This window comes from Roseibium sp. (genome assembly GCF_965276855.1).
GTDB lineage: Bacteria > Pseudomonadota > Alphaproteobacteria > Rhizobiales > Stappiaceae > Roseibium.
Genome location: NZ_OZ255700.1, coordinates 4,604,548 through 4,628,248, shown reverse-complemented (window position 1 = coordinate 4,628,248; position 23,701 = coordinate 4,604,548). Strand labels below are relative to the sequence as shown.

Genomic DNA, 23,701 nt, shown 5'->3' with positions numbered 1-23,701 from the left:
TCACCCCCGCCGGGACGGCTGTATTGGAGTTCGGCAAAACATGGCGGACACGCGAACAGGATCTGCTCAATAACTTGAACCACGATGATCCCGGCACCGGGACGAGCACACTGGCATGTTCGGGTAGTTTCGCCCTCCTTCTTTACCCGCGTCTTTTAGCCTTGATGGGCGATCACTCCTCCCTTGCGCTTCACCTCCATTCAATGCCGCAGAACAAAATAATTGATGGACTCCTCGACAACACCATTGATCTCGGCATCGTGAGTGAAAAGCCCACACACACCCGTTTGGACGTTGAGCATCTTGGGCGCGAAGAGTTGTGCCTTCTCCTTCCCGCTGATTTCAGAGGTATGCGTCCGAAATTTGATGCTTTGCAGGAGCTGGGCTTTATTGGGCATCCGGATGGTTATGGCTATGCGGACCGCTTACTCAGCCTGAACTATCCCAACGACTATGCGGGGATCGAAAATTTGAGGTTGCGCGGAAGCGTCAATCAAATCGGCCAGATCCCGATGCCGATGACATCAGGTTTCGGATATACCGTTTTACCGCGCAGCGGGATTGATGCATTTTCCGGCCGCGATAAAGTCGCCGTCGCAGAACTTGAAAAACCACTGTTTCAAGACCTTTGGATGTGCACCCTTAGGAACAGGCCATGGCCAGCACGTCAACATCCGATCGCCGCAGCTGTTAGAGACACCGCCCTCCAGCTGGAAAAAGCGGAGTAGCAGACAACAAGACTCCAGGAAACACAAAGACCCGGGCATCGGTTTCCAGTGCCCGGGTCTTTTGCCACTGCCCCTACTCTGCTTATGCAGCAGCGACAGAATCGAGGAAGGTGTCGACTTCACCGCGAAGTTTCTCGGCGTAGTCGGCGACTTCATCAGCGCCGCGCAAAACGACGAGCGATCCGTCGTCGGTTTCCCGGGCAGATGTTACAACCATATCCATTTCGGATTTGGCCGATTTTGTCTGCTCAACGGCCTGCACGACACTTTGAGCAATCGACTCTGTTGCAGACTCTTGCTGAGAGATAGAGGCCGCAATCGCTGTGGTGAAATTGCGGACTTCCTCGACACGAGATGTGATCTCGTCAATCGCGGACACCGCTTCATTGGTGGAGCCCTGGATGTCGGCAATCTGGTTGCTGATTTCTTCCGTGGCTTTTGCGGTCTGTGTTGCGAGCTCTTTCACTTCAGCTGCAACAACGGCAAACCCCTTGCCCGCCTCGCCGGCCCGCGCAGCCTCAATGGTTGCGTTCAAGGCCAAAAGATTGGTTTGCTCGGCGATCGCCTGAATAAGCGTGACCACCTCACCGATCTTGATCGCGGCATTAGACAGGCTGGTGACCCGCTGGCTGGATTTGTTCGCAGCTTCAGTCGCCCCTTGGACGCCCTCCGTGGTTTTGGACACCTGCGAGTTGATTTCACGGATGGCAAATGTGAGCTCCTGGGCCGCGGCGGCTGTTGTCTCAATGCTGCCGTTGGCCGAGTCCGCTGATCCGCTCGCTCCGGCCGCCCGCTCTGAAGACGCGCTTGCAAGACCAGACAATTCGGTCGCCGTTGTCTTCACAGTTCCGATCCGGTCACCAACCGCGGTGAGCAAATGGGAGACATTTTCGCGAAACCGCGACACAAGACCTTCCACCAGGTGCTGGCGGCGGGTCTGAGCATCTGCTGTTTCGGCAGCTTCCCGGGCGAGCCGCTGTTGTTCAAAAATCCGATCCCGGAAAGCAGCGATCGACCGGGCCACTGTCCCGATCTCGTCCTTGCGGCCTGCATCAGTGAACTGGATCTCGGTGTCCCCGGCTGCAAGCGCTTCAGCTTCCTGGACCGTCCGTGCCAGTGGCTTTGTAATCGACTGGATCAGGAAGTGTGATGCGATTGCCAGGAGCAGAACCAACCCAAGGGCGATCCCGGCAAGCCAAACAAGGTTCTTTTGAAATGCCGCTTCAATGTCATCCACGTAGGCGCCGGTCCCGATCACCCACTCCCAAGGCTGGTACATCGTCACATATGCCGTCTTGCCTGCCGGATCGTCGGAATTCGGTCTGCGCCAAACGTAATCATGAAAACCACTGCCTTGGCTCTGCACGATGTCATAGAAAGTCGGCAAACTGGACGAGCCAAAGTCACGAATGAGGTCCTGGGAGGTCATGCCCTCCAGATCCGGCCGTGCGGGGTGCATGATCAGAGCGTCGCCGCGCAGGTTGATAAAGAGATAATTGCCATTGTCATAGCGCATGCCGCGGATCGCCTCCTTGGCGAACTCTTGCGCCTGCTCTTCAGTGAACTCTCCGGCTATGCTTCGCTTATGGTAACTCTCAATCGTGCTCGTGGCCGCATTGACAAGATGGGTCAGGCCAATCCGCCGCTCCGCATACGACCGGTCGCGATCCTGGTAAGCCGCTGCGCCGAGGATTCCGATCAAGCAAAGAACCACCAGCCCCATGAGCATGCCCAATCGCATGCCAACTGAAATTCGAGAAAACATGTACAACCTCCGATTTGCAATTCAGGGTTTAGTGTTTTCCAGTTACGTAAACGAAAAGTGGATATTTTCCGTCAGACAACTTAGATTATAAATAAAATAAGCCTCCGCTTTTGACGGCGGAGGCAAAATATAAGGACAGATGACAATACTATTTAATTGTCCTAACGGAACTACCTACTCCATGTCTTAGTCGGCAAGCGTGACAATTGCCACGTTGCCCGACAGAGCATCATGATAGGCGCCTTCATAGATCGGCTCATCCGGTTCACCGTCGATGACACCGATTTGATCCAGTTCCGCTTCCGTGAAGCCTTGCGATGATAGAGCTTCCAAGGTCTTGCGCACGGCATCGTCGTCATCTGGTGCCGTCAAAAGTGCGTGGATCGTGATCGCTGCATCCGGCGATGTATTTTCATCCTGCCAGACACGGCCGATGACGATGTAAACCACGGGGTCCAGTTCCAGGTCATTGTCATTCATGAGGGCAACCCTCCTTATCTCGTTCGATACGAGAAAGGCCGCCCGGAGGCGGCCTTTCATGATTTGACTGTTGCCGAAGCTTATTCCGCAGCGCCGGTCATGTCTTCCAGAAGGCCTTCTGCGGCACTTTCCGAAGACTGAGCCCGCTGCGCTTCCTGTATCAGGTCGTCGCGATGGGTTGCAATCTTGCGGATCCGCTTCATGACCCCGCCTGTACCGGCCGGGATCAGACGGCCAACAATGACGTTCTCCTTGAGGCCGACCAACGGGTCGGTCTTGCCGTTGACCGCCGCGTCGGTAAGAACGCGGGTCGTCTCCTGGAAGGAGGCGGCGGAGAAGAACGAGCGTGTCTGCAACGACGCCTTGGTGATCCCGAGCAGAACCGGTGTACCTTTCGCCGGATCCTTGGCATTGTCGATGGCCCGTTGATTGGCCTCTTCAAAGTCGATCCGGTCGATCTGCTCACCTGAGAAGAATTCGGTCTCACCTGGATCGGTGATCTCGACCTTCTGCAGCATCTGACGGACAATCACCTCAATGTGCTTGTCGTTAATCACAACGCCCTGCAGACGATAGACTTCCTGGATCTCGTTGACGAGGTAGGCAGCGAGTGCCTCAACGCCTTTAACGGCCAGAATGTCGTGTGGTGCCGGGTTACCGTCGAGAATGTATTCACCCTTTTCAATGGCATCGCCTTCCTGAAGGTGGAAGTGCTTGCCTTTCGGGATGAGGTATTCGACGGGCTCGGCGCCCTCCTCTGCCGGATCGATGATGACACGGCGCTTGTTCTTGTAGTCGCGGCCAAAGCGGATCGTACCATCGATTTCTGCAATGATCGCATGATCCTTCGGTCGGCGAGCCTCGAACAATTCCGCAACGCGCGGCAGACCACCTGTGATGTCCTTGGTCTTGGCGCTTTCCAGCGGAATTCGTGCAAGCACGTCACCGGCCTTGACCGATGCACCCGGCTGAACCGAGAGAACCGCGTCGACAGACAGCATCAAGCGGGCATCGGATCCACGCTGGTTTTTGGCAACGGAACCTTTGGCGTCCTTGATGACAACCGCCGGCTTGAGATCCACGCCACGCTGCGAAGAGCGCCAGTCGATGACGACACGCTTGGTGATACCGGTAGCCTCGTCGGCGGTTTCCTGAACAGAAGCCCCGTCAACCAGGTCTTCAAAGTCCACGACGCCGTCAACTTCGGCAAGCATCGGACGGGTGTACGGATCCCACTCTGCGATCCGCTGACCGCGTTTAACCGCGTCACCTTCATCGACATGCAGCTTGGAACCGTAAGCAACACGATGCACGGCACGCTCATTGCCGTCGCTGTCGATGACAACGATGGACATGTTGCGGACCATGGCAATCAGATTGCCTTCCGAGTCGCGCTGTACAGAGCGGTTCCGGATCTTGACAGTACCGTCAACGTTGGACTCGATAAACGAGCTGTCGACAACCTGCGCCGTACCACCAATGTGGAACGTACGCATGGTCAGCTGGGTGCCCGGCTCACCGATCGACTGTGCGGCGATCACGCCGACAGCCTCGCCCATGTTCACCGGAGTACCACGTGCAAGGTCACGGCCGTAGCAGGTCGCACACACGCCGGTCTCGGTTTCACAGGTCAGAACCGAGCGGATCTTGATCTGCTGAACTTTCGCCGCTTCGATCGCATCAACGTCCTTCTCGTCGATGAGACGTCCTTTCGGAACGATCACTTCGCCGGTGGCGTTGTTGATAACGTCTTCCGCCGTTGTCCGGCCGAGAACACGCATGCCGAGGGAGGCGATGACGTTACCGGCGTCAACAATCGGCGCCACAGTGATGCCGCGCTCAGAGCCACAATCCGGTTCAAGGATGATGCTGTCCTGCGCAACGTCCACGAGACGGCGGGTCAGGTAACCGGAGTTCGCAGTCTTCAACGCCGTATCGGCAAGACCCTTACGGGCACCGTGGGTGGAGTTGAAGTACTCGAGAACCGAGAGACCTTCTTTGAAGTTCGAGATGATCGGGTTCTCGATGATGGATCCGTCCGGCTTGGCCATAAGACCACGCATACCAGCCAGCTGCTTCATCTGCTGAGGCGAACCACGCGCACCGGAGTGGGACATCATGTAAACCGAGTTCATCGGCTTCTGGCGTCCGGTTTCCTCATCGATCTGGACCGCCTTAATGCGGGCCATCATCTCGTCAGCGATCTTGTCGGTACATTTCGCCCAGGCATCGACAACCTTGTTGTACTTCTCGCCCTGGGTGATCAGACCGTCATTGTACTGCTGCTCATATTCGGTTGCGAGTGCCGCGGTTTCCCCAACCAGCTTCTGCTTGGTGTCCGGGATAACCATGTCGTCCATACCGAAGGAGATGCCGGCATTACAGGCGTTCTTGAAGCCGAGCTGCATGATCCGGTCACAGAAGATAACCGTCTCCTTCTGACCGCAAGCACGGTAAACCGTGTCGATCATCTTGGAGATGTCCTTCTTGGTCATCAGCTTGTTGGCAACATCGAACGGCACTTCGTGATGCTTCGGCAGAAGTTCTGCAATCAGCATCCGGCCCGGTGTTGTCTCGAAGATATCGGAAGTCGGGTTGCCTTCGGCATCCACCGAACGGAACCGGCCCTTGATCTTCGTGTGCAGCGTGATGACCTTGTTGGCCAGCGCATGGTGGATTTCGCCGATATCGGAGAAAGCCATGCCCTCGCCCGGCTCTTTCTCTGCCATGATCGACAGATAGTAGAGACCGAGAACGATATCCTGCGACGGCACGATGATCGGGCCACCGTTTGCCGGGTGCAGAATGTTGTTCGTGGACATCATCAGCGTCCGCGCTTCCAGCTGTGCTTCGAGCGACAGCGGAACGTGAACAGCCATCTGGTCACCGTCGAAGTCAGCGTTGAACGCGGAACAAACGAGCGGGTGCAGCTGGATCGCTTTGCCTTCGATCAGGGTCGGTTCGAACGCCTGAATGCCAAGACGGTGAAGCGTCGGCGCACGGTTCAGGAGAACCGGGTGCTCGCGGATCACCTCATCCAAGATATCCCAGACTTCCGGACGCTCTTTTTCTACGAGCTTCTTCGCCTGCTTGACAGTTGAAGAGAACCCCTTGGCGTCGAGGCGCGAATAGATGAACGGCTTGAACAGCTCAAGCGCCATTTTCTTCGGCAGACCACACTGGTGCAACTTGAGTTCCGGACCCACGGTGATCACCGAACGGCCGGAATAGTCAACGCGCTTACCAAGAAGGTTCTGACGGAAGCGGCCCTGCTTGCCTTTCAGCATGTCGGACAGAGACTTCAGCGGACGCTTGTTGGCACCGGTGATGACCCGGCCGCGGCGGCCGTTGTCGAACAGGGCGTCAACAGACTCTTGAAGCATGCGCTTCTCGTTCCGGATGATAATGTCCGGAGCACGCAATTCCATCAAGCGGCGCAGACGGTTGTTCCGGTTGATCACGCGGCGGTAAAGATCATTCAGATCCGACGTTGCAAACCGGCCACCATCGAGCGGAACCAGCGGACGCAGATCCGGCGGGATGACCGGAACAACGGTCATGATCATCCACTCCGGACGGTTGCCGGATTCCATGAAGGCTTCAATGACCTTCAGGCGCTTGGCCAGTTTCTTCGGCTTCAGCTCGGTCGTTGCTTCCGCAATTTCCTGGCGGAGCTTTTCAGACTCGCGCTCAAGATCCATCGACATCAGGATCTCGCGGATCGCTTCTGCACCGATCATGGCGGTGAAGGCGTCTTCGCCGTACTCGTCCTGAGCAGCAACGTAGTCTTCTTCAGACAGAAGCTGGTGCTGCTTGAGTGGGGTCAGACCGGGCTCCAGAACGACATAGTTTTCGAAGTACAGAACGCGTTCCAGATCCTTCAGCGTCATGTCGAGCAGCAAACCAATGCGGCTTGGCAGGGACTTCAGGAACCAGATGTGCGCCACCGGAGCTGCAAGCTCGATGTGGCCCATGCGTTCACGGCGTACACGGGAAAGCGTGACTTCAACACCACACTTTTCACAGATGACGCCTTTGTATTTCATGCGCTTGTATTTGCCGCAAAGACATTCGTAGTCCTTGATCGGGCCAAAGATGCGCGCGCAGAAAAGACCATCACGCTCCGGCTTGAACGTCCGGTAGTTGATGGTTTCCGGCTTTTTGATCTCACCGAATGACCAGGACAAGATTTTCTCCGGGCTGGCCAGAGAGATCTTGATATTGTCGAAGGTCTGTGCGGGAGCCTGCTGGTTGAACAGGTTCATGACCTCATGATTCATGATCCATCTCCTTCGATGCTCGGCCGGGAGGTAAGTGCTGCTTACCTCCCCCAAACCGGCATTTCAGTCTAAAGGGGTCCGTTGGCGGGGTTATTCTGCAGCGTCTGCAGTTTCTTCCTCGCCAATCATGGGTGCGTCAGTTCGTTGAAGTTCAACGTTGAGACCCAGGGACCGCATTTCCTTCACAAGCACGTTGAAGCTTTCCGGAATACCCGCCTCGAAGGTGTCGTCACCGCGAACGATGGCCTCATAGACCTTCGTACGTCCGGCAACGTCATCCGACTTGACCGTCAGCATTTCCTGCAGCGTATAAGCTGCACCGTAAGCTTCAAGAGCCCAGACCTCCATTTCCCCGAAGCGTTGGCCGCCGAACTGCGCCTTACCCCCAAGCGGCTGCTGGGTGACGAGCGAGTACGGGCCAATCGAGCGGGCGTGGATCTTGTCGTCGACCAAATGGTGAAGCTTGAGCATATAGATATAGCCCACGGTCACCTTGCGGTCGAACTCTTCACCAGTCCGGCCGTCAAACAGAGTCGACTGACCACTGGTGTCGAAGTCCGCAATCTTCAGCGCATCAACAACGTCAGGCTCACGGGCACCGTCGAAGACCGGCGTCGCAATCGACACGCCCTTCTTCAGCTGCTCGGCCAGTTTCACGACACCTTCGTCGTCAAACTCCTTGACCGCATCACCCTTCATGTTGTCGCCGTAGATCTCGATGACCTTGCCACGAAGCTTCTCGATCTCACCGGTCTTGCGGTACTCATCGTACATTTCGCCGATGCGCAAGCCCATGCCGCGGCAGGCCCAACCCATATGGGTTTCAAGGATCTGACCAACGTTCATGCGCGACGGAACGCCGAGCGGGTTGAGAACGATGTCGACGTGTGTGCCATCTTCCAGGAACGGCATGTCTTCACACGGGTTGATCTTGGAGACCACGCCCTTGTTACCGTGACGGCCGGCCATCTTGTCGCCCGGCTGAAGCTTGCGCTTCACGGCAACGAAGACCTTGACCATCTTCATGACGCCTGGCGGCAGTTCATCACCGCGCTGCAGCTTCTCGACCTTGTCGATGAACCGCTGCTCGAGACGCTTCCGGCTATCGTCATACTGACCGCGCAGAGCTTCGATCTCCGACATGAACTTCTCGTCGTCGGTGGCAAACTGCCACCACTGAGAGCGCGGGAAATCGTTGAGAACGTCCCCGGTCAGCACAGTGTCCTTCTTGAAGCCCTTCGGACCAGCAACTGCAGTCTTGTCCATCAGCATCTCGGCCAGACGGCCATAGACGTTGCGGTCAAGGATTGCCTGCTCGTCGTCACGGTCTTTTGCAAGACGTTCGATTTCTTCCCGCTCGATCGCCATCGCGCGTTCGTCTTTTTCAACGCCGTGGCGGTTGAAAACACGAACTTCAACGACGGTGCCGGAAACACCCGGCGGCAAGCGCAGGGACGTGTCGCGGACGTCAGAGGCTTTTTCACCGAAGATCGCGCGCAGAAGCTTTTCTTCCGGCGTCATCGGGCTTTCGCCTTTCGGTGTGATCTTGCCGACAAGGATGTCACCCGGATGAAGCTCGGCACCGATGTAAACGATACCTGCCTCGTCGAGATTCTTCAGCGCTTCTTCAGAAACGTTCGGAATATCGCGGGTGATCTCTTCCGGACCAAGCTTGGTATCACGCGCCATCACCTCAAATTCTTCAAGGTGGATGGAGGTGAAGACATCGTCAGACACGATGCGCTCGGACAGAAGGATGGAATCCTCGAAGTTGTAGCCGTTCCAAGGCATGAACGCGACAAGCACGTTCCGGCCAAGCGCCAGATCACCGAGATCGGTGGACGGACCATCGGCGATGATATCGCCCTTGTGGACGCGATCACCAACCCGCACCAGCGGACGCTGGTTGATACAGGTGTTCTGGTTGGAACGCTGGTACTTCTGGAGGCGGTAGATGTCGACGCCTGACCGGCCCGGATCCAGCTCTTCAGTTGCCCGGATAACGATACGGGTCGCATCGACCTGGTCAACAACACCTGCCCGGCGGGCACCGATCGCCGCACCGGAATCCCGGGCCACAACAGACTCCATACCGGTACCAACGAACGGTGCCTCGGCGCGTACCAGCGGCACGGCCTGACGCATCATGTTCGAGCCCATGAGTGCGCGGTTCGCATCATCGTTTTCCAGGAACGGAATAAGCGATGCCGCAACCGACACGAGCTGCTTCGGCGAAACGTCCATGAGGTCGACCTTGTCGGACGGAACCATCATGTTTTCGCCGGCGTGACGGCAGGTGATCAGCTCGGTTGTGAACCGGCCTTCATCGTCATATTCGGCGTTGGACTGCGCAACGTAGTGTTTCGCTTCTTCCATGGCCGAAAGATAGACGACTTCGTCGGTGACAACGCCGTCTTTCACCTTGCGGTACGGGCTCTCGATAAAGCCGTACTTGTTCACACGGGCGAACGTTGCGAGAGAGTTGATCAGACCGATGTTCGGACCTTCCGGTGTCTCGATCGGGCAGATACGGCCGTAGTGCGTCGGGTGAACGTCGCGGACTTCAAAGCCTGCACGCTCACGGGTCAAGCCGCCCGGTCCAAGAGCCGACAGGCGGCGCTTGTGAGTGACTTCCGACAGCGGGTTCGTCTGGTCCATGAACTGCGACAGCTGTGAGGAGCCGAAGAATTCCCGAACGGCAGCTGCAGCCGGTTTCGCGTTGATCAGATCCTGTGGCATCACCGTGTCGATCTCGACAGAGCTCATCCGCTCCTTGATCGCACGTTCCATACGCAGAAGACCGACGCGGTACTGATTTTCCATCAACTCGCCAACGGAGCGAACACGACGGTTGCCCAGGTTGTCGATGTCGTCGATGTCGCCTTTGCCGTCCCGCAGCTCCAGAAGAACCCGGATCACTTCCAGGATGTCTTCCTTGCGCAGAACACGAACAGTATCTTCCGCATCCACGTCCAGACGCATGTTCATCTTCACACGGCCAACCGCCGACAGATCATAGCGCTCATCGTCAAAGAAGAGCGACTGGAACATCGCCTCAGCAGTATCGATGGTGGGCGGCTCTCCCGGACGCATCACGCGGTAGATATCGAACAGCGCGTCTTCGCGGGACTCGTTCTTGTCGACGTTCAGTGTGTTGCGGATGTACGGGCCGGTGTTGACATGGTCGATGTCAAGAATGGTCAGGTCGTGGTAGCCGCGGTCAACCAGTTCCTCCAGCAGCTTACCGGTGATTTCCTCACCTGCTTCTGCGTAGATTTCACCGGTTTTCATATCGACGATGTCCTCTGCCAGATACTGGCCATGGAGGTCTTCGTCGGTCACTTTGAGCGCAGTCACACCCTTCTCAGCCAGCTGCTTGATGGTGCGGGCGGTGATCTTGCGGCCACCTTCCACAACAACATCGCCGCTGTCGGCATCAATCAGGTCGTAGGAAGCTTTTGTCCCCTTCAGACGCCCACCGTCAAACGGCATCCGCCAGGAGCCGTCCTTCTGACGGGTGTACTCAACCTGCTTGTAGAACGTGTTCAGAATTTCTTCGCCATCCAGTCCGAGCGCCATCAACAGCGATGTCACAGGGATTTTACGGCGGCGATCGATACGCGCATGCACGATATCCTTGGCGTCGAACTCGATGTCGAGCCAGGAGCCGCGGTACGGGATCACGCGGGCGGCAAACAACAGTTTACCGGAGGAATGGGTCTTGCCTTTGTCGTGATCGAAGAACACACCCGGAGAGCGGTGCATCTGGGACACGATCACGCGTTCGGTACCGTTCACGATGAACGTACCGTTGTCGGTCATGAACGGCATATCGCCCATGTAGACATCTTGTTCCTTGATGTCTTTAACGGACTTTGCGCCGGTATCCTCATCGACATCGAACACGATGAGACGCAGGGTGACCTTCAGCGGCGCCGCAAAGGTCATGTCGCGCTGACGGCACTCGTCTACGTCGTATTTCGGAGCTTCAAATTCGTAGGAAACAAATTCCAGAAGGGAGGTGCCCGCAAAATCGGAGATCGGAAATACGGACTGGAAGACCGCTTCAAGGCCTTCATCTTTGCGGCCACCGCCCGGCATCTCGTCGACCTGAAGGAATTGGTCGTATGAGGCTTTTTGAACCTCAATGAGATTGGGCATCGCCGCGACATCGCGGATAGATCCGAAATATTTGCGGACCTTTTTGCGACCGTTGAACGTTTGGGTCATTGTCGCTCCTCGTATCGGCCGGAAAACGGCTTCCCGAAACGCCCCTTGTCCAATCGGGCCTGTGCCCGGGCGCTTCGGAAAACCGTCCACCAAACAAGATCAATCTTCTGTGCACATGAGAAGAATTGACCAGACTTTGGATCCAGGGACCTTACCTGCATTCGCGTCAGGCAAAAACAGGCCCCTAGTGGGACGTTTGCCCCGGAAACGGGTTGGACCCGCCGGGGCGAAAATCGGCCCCGGGAAATCCCGGGACCGTATAAGGCGTTTCCGCCTTAATTACTTCAGCTCGACAGAAGCACCAGCTTCTTCCAGCTTCTTCTTCAGCTCTTCAGCTTCGTCCTTGGCAACGCCTTCTTTGACCGGCTTCGGAGCGCCTTCGACGAGCTCTTTAGCTTCTTTCAGGCCAAGACCGGTGATTGCACGGACTTCTTTGATGACGTTGATTTTCTTGTCACCAGCAGAAGCCAGAACGACGTCGAATTCAGTCTTTTCTTCAGCAGCAGCAGCTTCGCCACCACCAGCAACGGCAGCAACTGCAACCGGAGCAGCAGCAGAAACGCCCCACTTCTCTTCCAGAAGCTTGGACAGTTCAGCAGCTTCCATAACGGTCAGTGCGGACAGTTCTTCTACGAGCTTTTCAAGATCAGCCATTTTTCAGTACCTTAAGTTCGAACCAGTGTTTGGGTTCATTAGACAGTGTTTGGGGCGCCTTATGCGGCCTCGTCCTTCTTGGCGTACGCGCCGAAGACGCGGGCAACCTGCCCGGCCGGTGCGTTGACAACCTGTGCGATGCGCGATGCCGGTGTCTGGATCATGCCAACCAGCTTTGCACGCAGCTCGTCGAGCGACGGCATTGTTGCCAGAGACTTGACCCCTTCCGGGCTCAGGTTTGTCGTTCCAAGAGCACCACCAAGGATTTCCAACTTTTCGTTGGCCTTGGCGAAATCGACAGCTGCTTTCGGTGCTGCAACCGGGTCGTCGGAATAGACGAGTACGGTCGGGCCCTGGAGCAGGTCGGAGATGTGCTCAAGGTCAGTGCCTTTGAGGGCGAGTTTCACAAGGCGGTTTTTTGCGACTTTTACAGAACCGCCGGCGTCACGTACGGACGACCGCAGGGCCGTCATCTGTGCAACCGAAAGACCTGCATAGTGCGCGACGACAACGACGCCGGTGTCAGCCAGCTCGGCGTTGAAGGATGTCACGAACTCTTGCTTTTCCGCTCTTTCCACTTGCCTTCTCCATTTGATGGCGAAAATCGCCACCGGTTTACCTTGCCGCCTTTACGGTGGTCCCGAACCCGGAACCGCCTTTAAAGACGACGCTCAGGGTCCTGTCCCCTCACCTGTGCTCCAAGAGCATCGGCAAGGTCTGGTTCGAACCGGTTGCCGCTTGTCGCGGGAAATTCGGTTCTCACCCATCTATGCAGGCCTTTACGGCTTAAACCGGTCTCCCGGCACCTGCAGTCTCGGACAGGGCAATCCGGCGGCGAACCGCCGGATCTATTCAGCCCAAGGGCTGAAATTCTTGTTCAATCCGGTAAGACCGGATTATTCGCCAGCAACGCTCGCGAGGTCGACTTTAACGCCCGGGCCCATCGTGGAGGACACGGCAACACGCTTCATGTAGGTGCCTTTTGCGCCAGTCGGCTTAGCCTTTTGAACAGCGTCGAGCAGAGCCTTGATGTTCTCAGAGATCTTGTCTTCAGAGAACGACACTTTGCCAACACCAGCGTGGACGATACCGGCTTTTTCAACGCGGAACTGAACAGCGCCGCCTTTTGCATCATTCACAGCCTTGGTGACGTCCGGGGTCACGGTGCCGACTTTCGGGTTCGGCATCATGCCACGGGGGCCGAGAACTTTACCGAGACGACCGACCAGCGGCATCATGTCCGGAGTTGCAATGACGGTATCGAAATCGATCTTGCCGCCCTGAACTTCCTGAACCAGCTCTTCTGCGCCAACAATGTCTGCACCAGCAGCTTTTGCTTCTTCAGCCTTGTCGCCGCGTGCAAACACTGCAACCTTGACGCTCTTACCGGTGCCGTTCGGCAGAACGCACACACCACGAACCATCTGGTCAGCGTGGCGCGGGTCAACACCGAGGTTGATCGCAACTTCAACAGTTTCGTCGAACTTGGTCTTGGAGCGACCCTTAACGAGGCTGATGGCTTCGTTCAGGGAGTACAGCTTGTTACGGTCGATGCCTTCACGTGCTGCAGAAATACGTTTTCCAACCTTCGCCATGATCTTACTCCGTTACCTCAAGGCCCATGGAGCGGGCGGAGCCTTCAACCATCAGCATTGCTGCGTCGATGTCGTTGGCGTTCAGGTCCTTCATTTTCGCTTCCGCGATTTCCTTGACCTGCGCCTTGGATACGGAACCAACCGTACCGCGGCCCGGGGTCTGGGACCCCTTCTGCAGCTTCGCAGCTTTCTTCAAGAAGAAGGAAACCGGAGCCGTCTTCACTTCGAAGGTGAAGGACTTGTCGGTGTAGTATGTGATCACAGTCGGGCACGGAGCACCCTTTTCAACATCCTGGGTCTGCGCGTTGAACGCCTTACAGAATTCCATGATGTTCAGACCACGCTGACCAAGTGCCGGCCCAATGGGCGGGGACGGGGTCGCAGAGCCTGCCGGCACCTGAAGCTTCAGGAAGCCTTCAATCTTCTTCGCCATAGTTTTCTCCAATCATGCATGGCCAAACGGCAATTTGACCATCTGGGAGTTGGTGGTGTGGCCCGTTGAAGCACCCGGCGAAGAGTGCATGAACCTGCCACCGACTTAATTCCGGACAATTCATGTCCGTCACTCACGCCGCCCCGGAGGGCGGCAAACAGTCAGAGCTTGTCGACCTGACCGAATTCCAATTCAACTGGCGTCGCGCGGCCGAAGATGGACACAGCAACCTTAAGGCGCGCCCGCTCGTCGTCGACTTCTTCGACAAGACCGGAGAAGGACGCAAACGGACCATCAGAAACACGAACCTGCTCACCAACTTCAAAGCTGACGGACGGCTTCGGCCGGTCAACGCCCTCTTGAACCTGATTGATGATCCGCAAAGCTTCTTTTTCCGGGATCGGCATCGGCTTTTGATCCGCCCCCAGGAAACCGGTTACTTTCGGCGTATCCTTGATCAGGTGAAACGCCTCATTGGTCATATCCATTTTCACAAGGACATAACCCGGGAAGAACTTGCGCTCAGCGTCGACTTTGCGGCCACGGCGCACTTCCACGACTTTTTCCATCGGAACGAGAATTTCCTCGAACAGATCGGACAACCCTTTCTGCTCGGCCTTTTCGCGAATGGACTCGGCGACCTTTTTCTCGAAATTCGAATAGGCGTGCACAATGTACCAGCGCTTGGCCATAGATCTCAGTTCCGTTTGTTGTTCTTGTCTTTAGACAGACCAGCGGCCAATCAGCCACCGACCCCGAGAATGTAACCGATACCAAGGCTCATCAGCTGATCCGCGACGAGAAAGAAAATCGACGCGATCATCACCATGATGAACACCATAACGGTGGTCACAGCTGTTTCCTTACGCGTCGGCCACGTCACCTTGGACGTTTCAGAGCGCACTTCCTGGATGAATTTAAAGGGATTGGTCTTCGCCATTCCGATTCCGGTCTGTTAAATACGAGTGGGCGCGCAGAAAACTCTGCGCGCCTCACTCGAGGAAACTCTTTAAGCCCTCGAGGCCAATTAATCAAGAGCAAAAGTGGCAGGGGCAGCAGGGTTCGAACCCGCGACCTACGGTTTTGGAGACCGTCGCTCTACCAGCTGAGCTATACCCCTTCAGTTGATCCTCTCTGAGGACCAGCTCCTGATACGCTTCAAACACATGGTAATCAAGTGATTTGAAGACAAGACTGCCGGGCCGAAGCCCGGCAATCAAAAACTCATCTTATTCGATGATTGAGGCGACGACGCCGGCGCCGACGGTGCGGCCACCTTCGCGGATCGCGAAGCGCAGGCCGTCTTCCATGGCGATCGGCACGATCAGCTCAACGTCGACGGAGACGTTGTCACCCGGCATCACCATTTCCGTACCTTCCGGCAGGTGAACCACACCCGTCACGTCCGTCGTGCGGAAGTAGAACTGCGGGCGGTAGTTGGTGAAGAACGGCGTATGACGGCCACCCTCTTCCTTCGTCAGGATGTAGGCCTCTGCCTTGAACTTCGTGTGCGGGTTAACAGAACCCGGCTTACAAAGAACCTGGCCGCGCTCAACATCTTCACGGCCGATGCCGCGGATCAGAGCGCCGATGTTGTCGCCTGCTTCACCGCTGTCCAGCAGCTTGCGGAACATTTCAACACCGGTAACCGTGGTCTTCTGGGTGTCCTTGATGCCGACGATCTCGACTTCTTCACCCACGTTGATCACACCGCGCTCAACACGGCCGGTCACAACAGTACCGCGGCCGGAGATCGAGAACACGTCTTCGATCGGCATCAGGAACGGCTGATCCTTCGGACGCTCAGGCGTCGGGATGTAGTCGTCAACAGCTGCCATCAGCTCACGGATTGCGTCACGGCCAATGGCTGCGTCGCGGTTTTCAAAGGCTGCCAGAGCAGAACCCTTGACGATCGGAATATCGTCGCCCGGGAACTCGTAGGAAGACAGCAGTTCACGGATTTCCATTTCGACGAGCTCGAGAAGCTCTTCGTCGTCGACCTGGTCAACCTTGTTCATGAACACGACAAGTGCCGGAACGCCAACCTGACGCGCAAGCAGGATGTGCTCACGGGTCTGCGGCATCGGGCCGTCAGCAGCAGAACACACCAGGATCGCGCCGTCCATCTGGGCAGCACCGGTGATCATGTTCTTCACGTAGTCGGCGTGGCCCGGGCAATCAACGTGAGCGTAGTGACGGTTTTCCGTCTCATACTCAACGTGCGCCGTGGAGATGGTGATGCCGCGTGCCTTTTCTTCAGGCGCACCGTCGATCTCATCATATGCTTTTGCAGTCGCACCGCCAGCTTCAGCCAGCGTCATGGTGATTGCAGCGGTCAGCGTCGTCTTGCCGTGGTCAACGTGGCCAATCGTGCCAATGTTGACGTGCGGCTTGTTGCGCTCAAACTTTTCCTTCGCCATCGGCGTCGCTCTCTGTCCAGTACTCGGTTCAGTCGATAAGGCTCGCGCGGGCCGCTGATTGCCGCCTTGAACAGAGCCCAAGCGGCAAACAACTTCCCATAAGAACTTTTCAGGATTTCCGGGCGAAAGAGCCTTCCGTTCCGGACACTCCGATCAGGCCCATGATGGAGCGGGTGAAGGGAATCGAACCCTCGTCGTCAGCTTGGAAGGCTGCTGCTCTACCATTGAGCTACACCCGCACAACGAGGAAACGAGACGATGGTGGAGGAGGTTGGATTCGAACCAACGTAGGCATAGCCAACGGATTTACAGTCCGTCCCCTTTAGCCACTCGGGCACTCCTCCATCTCGTCTTGCTTCACGCCGAAGCGATCAGGATGGCTTAACCGAAGAGCCCGCCCGGAAGGGGCGAGCAATCCCGTGGCGCGTGTTATGCAGATGCGGACCTGACCTGTCAACGCCGATTTTGAAAAGAAACGAACAAAATCAACCCGGGACCGAAAACCTTGGACCCAAGCGCGCCATAACCGCTTGCCATTCTGGGATCATTATGACCTCAAACAGAGCGAAATCTCCAAGGATTTCGCCGCTTTTTCGTGATCTCAGTAGCAACAAGCCCCTACCCTGTGGACAACTTTTTCCGGCCAATTCGGCTCTCCATTCTTCGCAGCGCCGTTCATTCCACGCCATATTCGACCAGCGGAATGAGAGCGCCGCTTCGGATTCTATGAAATTGGTGGCAAACGGATGCTGAAAGTGTGGGGCCGCAAAACATCGTCCAATGTTCAAGCGCTCATGTGGTGCATCGGAGAGCTCGGCGTGGAGTATGAGAGAGCCGACATCGGGCACAGGTTCGGGGGAACCGATACTGAAGACTTCAAGCGGCTAAATCCAAACCAGACGATCCCGGTTCTTCAAGACGCAGACGGCCAGCCAATCTGGGAAACCGGAGCCATCATGAGATATCTGGCCGACAGATACGGACCCGATAGCTTTTGGCCGAAACCACCGCAAGACCGCGCCCGGGTCGACATGTGGGCAGAGTGGTCCAAGATCAACATCGCAATGGCGTTTACGGCCCCGGTTTTCTGGCGGGTGGTCCGAACGCCTCCGGAAGCCCAGGACTGGAACCAGATCCGAAAGGCAATAGCGGCTTTTGAAACCAAACTCGAAATCGCAGAGCTGCAGCTGACGAACCATGCCTATCTTGCTGGTCCTGACTTCACATTGGCGGACATCCAGTTCGGCCACATTCTCTTTCGGTACTTCGACATTAATATCGACCGCGCGGATCTGCCCCGTTTGCACCGCTATTATCACCAGCTCACCGAACGCAGCGCTTTCCGCGAGCACGTCATGGTGTCGTACGAGGAACTGCGCTGCAGCTAACCCAATTTGGGGAGTGTCTAACAGAAAGTCACCCAGCGAGGCACGACAGGATCATTGCAGCTCACGTTATTATGTTGTAGCTACAACAAATGAACGACTCACTCGACGATATCGATTTTAATGAAATGGGCCGCATATGCCTTGGCCATTCGGTCCGCCGGACGGCCAATCTGCTGACCCGCCATTTCAACCGCTACCTCGCACCTCTTGGTCTGGAGATCACGCAGGCGCAGCTCATGGCAGTTATTGCCAGCAGTGACGATCTCTCCTCCTCCGAAATCGCCCGGTACCTTGGAATTGACCGCTCGACCCTTGCCCGCAACCTAAAGCCATTAGAGGCCGCCGGCTTGATTGAACGGCACAAGCCCGGCGGCCGAAAGGTAACACCACGCCTGACCCAAAGGGGCGTCACTCTGACCGCAAAAGTTCATGCTGCCTGGGAACAGGCCCAGCGCGACCTGACACACGAACTCGGCGCGGAAACTGCAGATGCCATTCGCGGTCATTTATCGAGCCTGCGGAAAACCGTCCGCACGCTCGAAACCGTTGCCAAACAGACGCCCCTGCGCCCCGACGGAAAACCCTCATAACAACCAGATCCCCAAATTCATTTATTCAAGGACACTTCCATGAGCACTCCGCAAACCGTAACGGAAAACGGCAAAACCTATCAGTTCGATGCTCTGCCCAAGGAACAGGTGGCAGGCATATCCGGAATGGATGTTTTCAAACTGATGCTCGATGGCCAACTCCCGGCCCCGCCAATCATGCTCCAGTCCAATATCCGGCTGAAGGAGTTTGATCATGGGCGCGCCGTCTTCGTCGGACAGCCGGAAAAGCAATTCCTCAACCCACTGGGTACAATTCATGGGGGTTGGATTTCAACGATTCTGGACAGTGCTCTCAGTTGCGCAGTTCACACCTGTCTGGAACCTGGCGAGTTCTACACCACCACATCCTTGAATGTGAATATGGTCCGCCCGCTCATGCCAGGCAGCGGGGAAGTCACGTGCGAAGGGCGCATTGTTCATCGCGGCTCCCGGCTGGCAACATCGGAAGGTGAGTTGAAAGATGCCCGCGGCAAGCTGATTGCCCATGCGACAGTTAGCTGCATGATCTTTCCCAATCCTGCAGCCTCTTCCCCTGGACGCTGATTGGGTCTAGAGCATGCGGCATGACCGACGATAAAAAACCTGCATGGAAAACTCAGCGCCACGGCTCCGGCAACGCCCAAGGCCGCTTTGCTAAATCCAAGGGCAAACCGGGACCACGGCGTCCCGGATTGCCACCGGAAGGCCCCGTCTTGCTTTATGGCCTCCACACGGTGGAAGCAGCCTTTGCCAATAAGGATCGCAAGCGCCTGAAACTTTACGCAACGGAGAATGCAAAGAACCGACTGCAGGAGCGGGGCGTCATTATTGATGTTCCGGTGGAGGACAAGCGCCCCAAGGAACTGGACCGTATGGTCACCAAGGACGCCGTCCACCAGGGCATGATCCTGGAGGCTGATCCCCTACCCGCCTATGGCGCAGAACACTTAAAGGGCGCCCGGTTGATTCTGGCCCTGGATCAGGTCACCGATCCGCACAATGTCGGTGCGATCCTGCGCTCTGCCGTCGCCCTGAACGCCGACGCTGTTGTGACCACGGAACGCCACGCCCCGGAGGAAGGCCCGGTGCTGGCCAAATCCGCCTCCGGCGCACTCGACATGATCAAGCATGTGCGGGTGAAGAACATGGCCCGCTTCATAACAGAGATGAAGGAGCAAGGCTTTGGCTGCATCGCGCTCGACAGCGATGGCCCGGCGAGCCTTGAAGACACCGACTTCACCGAAAAGACCGTTCTGGTTCTCGGATCGGAAGGGAAAGGCGTGCGACAAGGCGTGCGGGAAGCCTGCGGTCTCCTGGCCAGGCTCGACATGCCCGGCGAAATCCGCTCGCTGAATGTGTCCAACGCTGCCGTACTCTCACTGTATGTCGCGCGCCAGAAAATGGGGCTTTAGGCCCCACTCACCGTCTCAAAGCCTTCAAACTTTGGCGGACCCGCATATAGGTCCTTGTTACTGCCAGCGTTTTTATGCGCATCCCGGAATTGTTCCGATTTGGTCCAGGCGAGAAAGTCGTCTTTGCTGTTCCAGATCGTATGGGACGCATACAAGACGGTTTGACCGTCCTCGGCTTCCGGGCCTTTCAGCAAATGAAAGCTGTTAAAACCATCCAGCTCGTGAAGACGGGTCTCCCGGCCTTTCCATACAGCTTCAAAAGCCTCCTCCTGACCCTTTTTCACTGCAAACCGGTTCATCGCGAGATACATGGCGGCCTTCCTTTTTCGAAATTGTTCCGCCAATAATTATGAGTATTTCACTCATATTACCAGTGCTGATTTGCCAACATATTCGAATCTCTGAGGCGATAGGGCTTATGGAAAAAGGGCAGACGCACCCGCCTGCCCCGGTCATCACCTGAGATCAGACAATCGCAAAATCATCTGCACCGAGAGACCACAAAGCGACGTTTTCAAGGGTAATCGTGTTGTTCGTATCGAAAGTGATTATGGTATCCGCACCGACTTGCGCGTTTGCAAAGGTGGTCTAGTGGGCAACGACGAAGAAACCAAAATGTTTTCCACAAGGACATCGGCTTTTCGCATGCAATATCGGCGACTTAGAAACAAATTTGCTGTGAAAATCAAAAAATGTATCGCCCCCTCTGGACATCCAACCGGTTTCTGATAGAAGCCCTCTCCAGCGCCGGTATAGCTCAGTTGGTAGAGCACGTGATTTGTAATCTCGGGGTCGCGGGTTCGAATCCTGCTGCCGGCACCACTTCCCAGATTTATTGAGTTCTTTGCGGGTTCCCAGCAGCCGATGGGTCTGCTGGAAAGTGGCCCACCAGGTTAGTGCATGTTTGCGCAGACGATAAGCGCGGATTGGTCGCTTCTGGTGCGTCTGGCCGCCTGATTATATGGCTGCCGCCTTGCCCTTTTGAATTTGTCTGTACTTTGCCAGTATGAAACGCGCCGCCATGGAGCACGCATCGATTTCACAAAGCTGGCGTAATCGAATGAACACCGAAAAACTCGGCAAATCACGCCTGATGAATTTTCTAGCCCGGTTGGGCGGTATAGCGATGGAAAGCCGGTTGCGTCATCTGCTTTTTGATCCGGTCGCAACGCTTCGCGATGCCGGGCTTAAACCAGGGCAAACCGTCCTTGAGGTCGGCTGCGGCACAGGCTTTTTCACCCTTCCTGCCGCGCGCATCCTAGGCAACAGCGGGCATTTGATCGCGATGGATCCATTGACGGATTATGTCAAAAGGGTCCGTGAGAAGCTCGACGCTGCAGGACTGCAAAATGTGAACGTGATCCAGCGCGATGCGCTTCACACAGGCCTGGAGAACAACAGTCTTGACCTGGCCCTATTGCTCGGGGTCCTGCCCTACCCCGGATTGCCACTCAATCAGCTCTTGCCGGAAATGCATAGGGTGCTCAAACCCACCGGAAAAATGGGCGTTTGGCTGTTTCCGGTCACCGGTTTGGTGCCCGGCGCCATCACCCGGTCCGGATTCTTTTCTCAAGTCTCCCGGAAAAACCGGACATATGTATTTGAATCGGCCCGGCGTTAAGGCCGTGCAGGCTCCAAAAGACAAAAGCAGAAATTGGATTAGCCCAGCACAATCACCTTGGTGCCAAGCTCAACCCTTTCATAAAGATCAATGATGTCCTGACGCCACATGCGGATGCAGCCGCTGGAGGTGTTGGTGCCAATGCTGGCGGGCTGATTGGTGCTGTGAATGCGATAGAGCATGTCTTTGTTGCCCTGCTAATAATTAAAGCACTTCGAAATAGTATTGATCGACCTCGTTGAGTATATTTCTGGTCAACCCAGATTGTTTAGCGCCCGATAAAAGCTAAAGCGGTCAGTTTCGTTACTCTTTTTGAATGTTAATATCGTTATCGATTGCAAATCTGACCTTCGGATCGCGAATAGTATAAAAAAGCTCTCCCTTTTCACTGGTATCCTTTGTGATCAAACCTAAGTTTTCCATGCCAACTGTATAGTTTTGGGTAGAGCTTCCTGTACCTGCCTTCTCATTCAACTGGTTTCTTGTAAAGACAGTGTCATCCAGCTTTAACAAATGCCGAATATAAGAGTAAACATCCATTGTATTAGCGCGAGCATTTGCTTTTCTTGGATAATACTCATAGAAATTAAATGTTTTAACGAATTTAGTCATCCCTTGCTGGACCGCTTCATCGCAAATCCGAGCAGCATCGGCATTTATATTGTACTGAGCGCGCAATATGCTATTCATAAGGTGCCATAAATCTCGAGGATTTCTATTACTTAGCGCAAGTATCTTGTTTTTTGTGTCGTCGCACACATCTTCACTAAATACTTCTTCAAACGGTTTTGCACCTTGGTTAGAAAACACTTCGACCCGACGGTCGAACGCTCGCATAAGATCATCATCTTCCCACCGAACCTCAGGACTATATATTTTCTGAGTTCGGACACGCTCTCTGATAAAATTTAAAGGAACAATCCAGACAGAGATAATTATCTGGAAATTTTCGTCAAGTAGAAACTTATTATTGGTGAGAATTGGTTCAATAAAACTTGCTATTTCTTCAGCCGCATTTTCGAGTCGGCTGTCTTCGTCGACCTTATCGATCATCAACGTTATTCTTTTAAAACCCGCTTTCCTTGCGATTTTTGCAAATCGACGCAGAGCTTCAAGAGTATCTTCTGATTTTGGAAGATCTGTTTCAACACCTGCTTCAATTTCAGGGAAATATTCTGAAACTTTTGCAGAAATACCTGATGCTCCAGCTGATCTCGCCACAACATCAGCAAGGATAGATACTCCGAAATTGGTAGCAATATTCAAGGGATTTCGAATGAAGTTATAGAGTTTCCCTAGTGTTCTCTTAAACGAGCTGACTTGAATCTGAGAAGCGGTTCTTTTTACTAAGCCTCTCGTAGCATCACTCGCAAAGTTAACATAATAATATGTAAGAAGTATTTTCTCTTCTTCTGACAGATTACCGTTCGCCACTCTCAAGTCTTTAAGATTTTCAAAAAAAGAATTTACAAAAACTGAAGTAATAAATCTGTAAAAATCTGCCTCCGAATAATCTTTATCCAAATCAGAAAAATCATCTATTTGGCAAATCAACGAGTCTTCAGTTGCACGTCGAATAAAATCATAAATAATAGACGTTTTTCCTGTACCTCTATCTCCACTTAGTATAATCGTATTTCCTGCTTCAAAAGCCTCGTAAAAAGGACTGTACAGTTTAGTGGGAACGAAAAGTTCCGCCTGCCTTTCCTTCTCCATCTCAGCCGTAAATGAATTGAAGGGGTAGCTTGCAAAACCAAAATTATTGCAGAATTCATCAAAAGTAACGACTTTGTTCACGTTGCATCCAATGCTAGAAAATCGAAATAAGAATCGCCGAATAGTATGCACGTGCACCCTGGTCATCAAGTCAAATTCGGCCGGCATTATGGCAGAATTCACGCTAAAGGAATAACATATCCATATAAGGCGCTTTGGCCAATTGACCTACACAGACCTCGCGCGAGATAAGTTCAACTAGACTTTACTCTATTTCAAAAGTATTTGCTGGCATAATCCACAAAGGATAGAGATTGAATAAGCGCATAGTCGCCTATTGTTTTCTAACTTACAGACAGCCGTTTCTAGTTTTGGTAAATTGCGGCTAA

Annotated in this window: 19 protein-coding genes, 4 tRNA genes and 1 pseudogene; 7 read left to right on the top strand and 17 right to left on the bottom strand. The window is 54.9% G+C overall.

Translation table 11 applies throughout. The annotated features are described in order from the left end of the window. The first annotated feature begins 23 nt into the window (after positions 1–23). Complete coding sequence (locus ACQY4Z_RS21370) at positions 24–728, top strand: substrate-binding domain-containing protein (RefSeq protein ID WP_428529627.1); 705 nt, start codon at positions 24–26, stop codon at positions 726–728. 82 nt (positions 729–810) lie between these two features. Here ACQY4Z_RS21370 and ACQY4Z_RS21365 read toward each other — a convergent pair whose 3' ends face one another. The 14 genes from ACQY4Z_RS21365 to ACQY4Z_RS21300 all read right to left on the bottom strand — a co-directional run bounded on the left by ACQY4Z_RS21365 (position 811) and on the right by ACQY4Z_RS21300 (position 16,929). Then, entirely contained in the window at positions 811–2,493 is a 1,683-nt protein-coding gene (locus ACQY4Z_RS21365) for a cache domain-containing protein (RefSeq protein ID WP_428524652.1), read from the bottom strand. Between the two features lie 186 nt (positions 2,494–2,679). Beyond that, on the bottom strand, positions 2,680–2,973 hold the full coding sequence (locus tag ACQY4Z_RS21360) for a transcriptional regulator (protein WP_209173845.1): 294 nt from the start codon (positions 2,971–2,973) through the stop codon (positions 2,680–2,682). An 80-nt stretch (positions 2,974–3,053) separates the two neighbouring features. Continuing rightward, positions 3,054–7,253 (bottom strand): DNA-directed RNA polymerase subunit beta', encoded by a 4,200-nt coding sequence (rpoC, locus tag ACQY4Z_RS21355; RefSeq protein ID WP_428524650.1) that lies wholly within the window; start codon positions 7,251–7,253, stop codon positions 3,054–3,056. 90 nt (positions 7,254–7,343) lie between these two features. Next, the gene (rpoB, locus tag ACQY4Z_RS21350; RefSeq protein ID WP_428524648.1) at positions 7,344–11,483 is read right to left on the bottom strand and encodes a DNA-directed RNA polymerase subunit beta; all 4,140 of its coding nucleotides are present in this window, start codon (positions 11,481–11,483) and stop codon (positions 7,344–7,346) included. A 279-nt stretch (positions 11,484–11,762) separates the two neighbouring features. Next, positions 11,763–12,137 carry a 50S ribosomal protein L7/L12 gene (gene rplL, locus ACQY4Z_RS21345; RefSeq protein ID WP_428524646.1) on the bottom strand — a complete coding sequence of 125 codons (375 nt, stop codon included), beginning with the start codon at positions 12,135–12,137 and terminating at the stop codon, positions 11,763–11,765. Positions 12,138–12,196: 59 nt separating this feature from the next. Continuing rightward, entirely contained in the window at positions 12,197–12,715 is a 519-nt protein-coding gene (gene rplJ / locus ACQY4Z_RS21340) for a 50S ribosomal protein L10 (RefSeq protein WP_428524644.1), read from the bottom strand. A gap of 318 nt (positions 12,716–13,033) precedes the next feature. Continuing rightward, positions 13,034–13,732, bottom strand: coding sequence for a 50S ribosomal protein L1 (rplA, locus tag ACQY4Z_RS21335; RefSeq protein ID WP_133946847.1), 699 nt, complete (start codon positions 13,730–13,732; stop codon positions 13,034–13,036). Positions 13,733–13,736: 4 nt separating this feature from the next. Next, complete coding sequence (gene rplK / locus ACQY4Z_RS21330) at positions 13,737–14,165, bottom strand: 50S ribosomal protein L11 (RefSeq protein WP_133946846.1); 429 nt, start codon at positions 14,163–14,165, stop codon at positions 13,737–13,739. Between the two features lie 161 nt (positions 14,166–14,326). Then, positions 14,327–14,857, bottom strand: coding sequence for a transcription termination/antitermination protein NusG (gene nusG, locus ACQY4Z_RS21325; RefSeq protein ID WP_133946845.1), 531 nt, complete (start codon positions 14,855–14,857; stop codon positions 14,327–14,329). Between the two features lie 50 nt (positions 14,858–14,907). Further along, positions 14,908–15,105, bottom strand: coding sequence for a preprotein translocase subunit SecE (secE, locus tag ACQY4Z_RS21320; RefSeq protein ID WP_040450750.1), 198 nt, complete (start codon positions 15,103–15,105; stop codon positions 14,908–14,910). Between the two features lie 104 nt (positions 15,106–15,209). Next, positions 15,210–15,285, bottom strand: a tRNA-Trp gene (locus ACQY4Z_RS21315). 109 nt (positions 15,286–15,394) lie between these two features. Further along, positions 15,395–16,585, bottom strand: a complete 1,191-nt coding sequence (gene tuf / locus ACQY4Z_RS21310) for an elongation factor Tu (protein WP_428524641.1) — start codon at positions 16,583–16,585, stop codon at positions 15,395–15,397. A 165-nt stretch (positions 16,586–16,750) separates the two neighbouring features. Further along, a tRNA-Gly gene (locus ACQY4Z_RS21305) sits at positions 16,751–16,824 on the bottom strand. A gap of 20 nt (positions 16,825–16,844) precedes the next feature. Further along, positions 16,845–16,929: transfer RNA gene (locus ACQY4Z_RS21300), tRNA-Tyr, on the bottom strand. Positions 16,930–17,331: 402 nt separating this feature from the next. Here ACQY4Z_RS21300 and ACQY4Z_RS21295 point away from each other — a divergent pair. The 4 genes from ACQY4Z_RS21295 (at position 17,332) to ACQY4Z_RS21280 (ending at position 19,975) form a co-directional block, all read left to right on the top strand. Continuing rightward, positions 17,332–17,973 (top strand): glutathione S-transferase family protein, encoded by a 642-nt coding sequence (locus ACQY4Z_RS21295; RefSeq protein WP_428524639.1) that lies wholly within the window; start codon positions 17,332–17,334, stop codon positions 17,971–17,973. Between the two features lie 89 nt (positions 17,974–18,062). Next, entirely contained in the window at positions 18,063–18,563 is a 501-nt protein-coding gene (locus tag ACQY4Z_RS21290) for a MarR family winged helix-turn-helix transcriptional regulator (protein ID WP_428524637.1), read from the top strand. Between the two features lie 39 nt (positions 18,564–18,602). Then, a complete protein-coding gene (locus tag ACQY4Z_RS21285) occupies positions 18,603–19,127 on the top strand; it encodes a PaaI family thioesterase (RefSeq protein WP_428524635.1) in 525 nt (174 codons plus the stop codon). 20 nt (positions 19,128–19,147) lie between these two features. Beyond that, the gene (locus tag ACQY4Z_RS21280) at positions 19,148–19,975 is read left to right on the top strand and encodes a TrmH family RNA methyltransferase (protein WP_428524633.1); all 828 of its coding nucleotides are present in this window, start codon (positions 19,148–19,150) and stop codon (positions 19,973–19,975) included. On the opposite strand, the gene ACQY4Z_RS21275 is transcribed toward ACQY4Z_RS21280, so the two are convergent. Next, positions 19,972–20,286 carry an antibiotic biosynthesis monooxygenase family protein gene (locus ACQY4Z_RS21275; RefSeq protein WP_428524631.1) on the bottom strand — a complete coding sequence of 105 codons (315 nt, stop codon included), beginning with the start codon at positions 20,284–20,286 and terminating at the stop codon, positions 19,972–19,974. The genes ACQY4Z_RS21280 and ACQY4Z_RS21275 overlap by 4 nt on opposite strands. Positions 20,287–20,721: 435 nt before the next feature. Between ACQY4Z_RS21275 and ACQY4Z_RS21270 the strand changes: the two genes are divergently transcribed. Both ACQY4Z_RS21270 and ACQY4Z_RS21265 read left to right on the top strand, forming a co-directional pair. Beyond that, positions 20,722–20,797 (top strand) — tRNA-Thr (locus tag ACQY4Z_RS21270). A gap of 238 nt (positions 20,798–21,035) precedes the next feature. Next, a complete protein-coding gene (locus ACQY4Z_RS21265) occupies positions 21,036–21,596 on the top strand; it encodes a class I SAM-dependent methyltransferase (RefSeq protein WP_428524629.1) in 561 nt (186 codons plus the stop codon). Positions 21,597–21,634: 38 nt separating this feature from the next. Here ACQY4Z_RS21265 and ACQY4Z_RS21260 read toward each other — a convergent pair. Both ACQY4Z_RS21260 and ACQY4Z_RS21255 read right to left on the bottom strand, forming a co-directional pair. Next, positions 21,635–21,793 (bottom strand): annotated as a pseudogene (locus tag ACQY4Z_RS21260) (L,D-transpeptidase); the annotation flags it as partial. A 106-nt stretch (positions 21,794–21,899) separates the two neighbouring features. Then, positions 21,900–23,393, bottom strand: coding sequence for a P-loop ATPase, Sll1717 family (locus ACQY4Z_RS21255; RefSeq protein WP_428524627.1), 1,494 nt, complete (start codon positions 23,391–23,393; stop codon positions 21,900–21,902). Positions 23,394–23,701 lie beyond the last annotated feature (308 nt).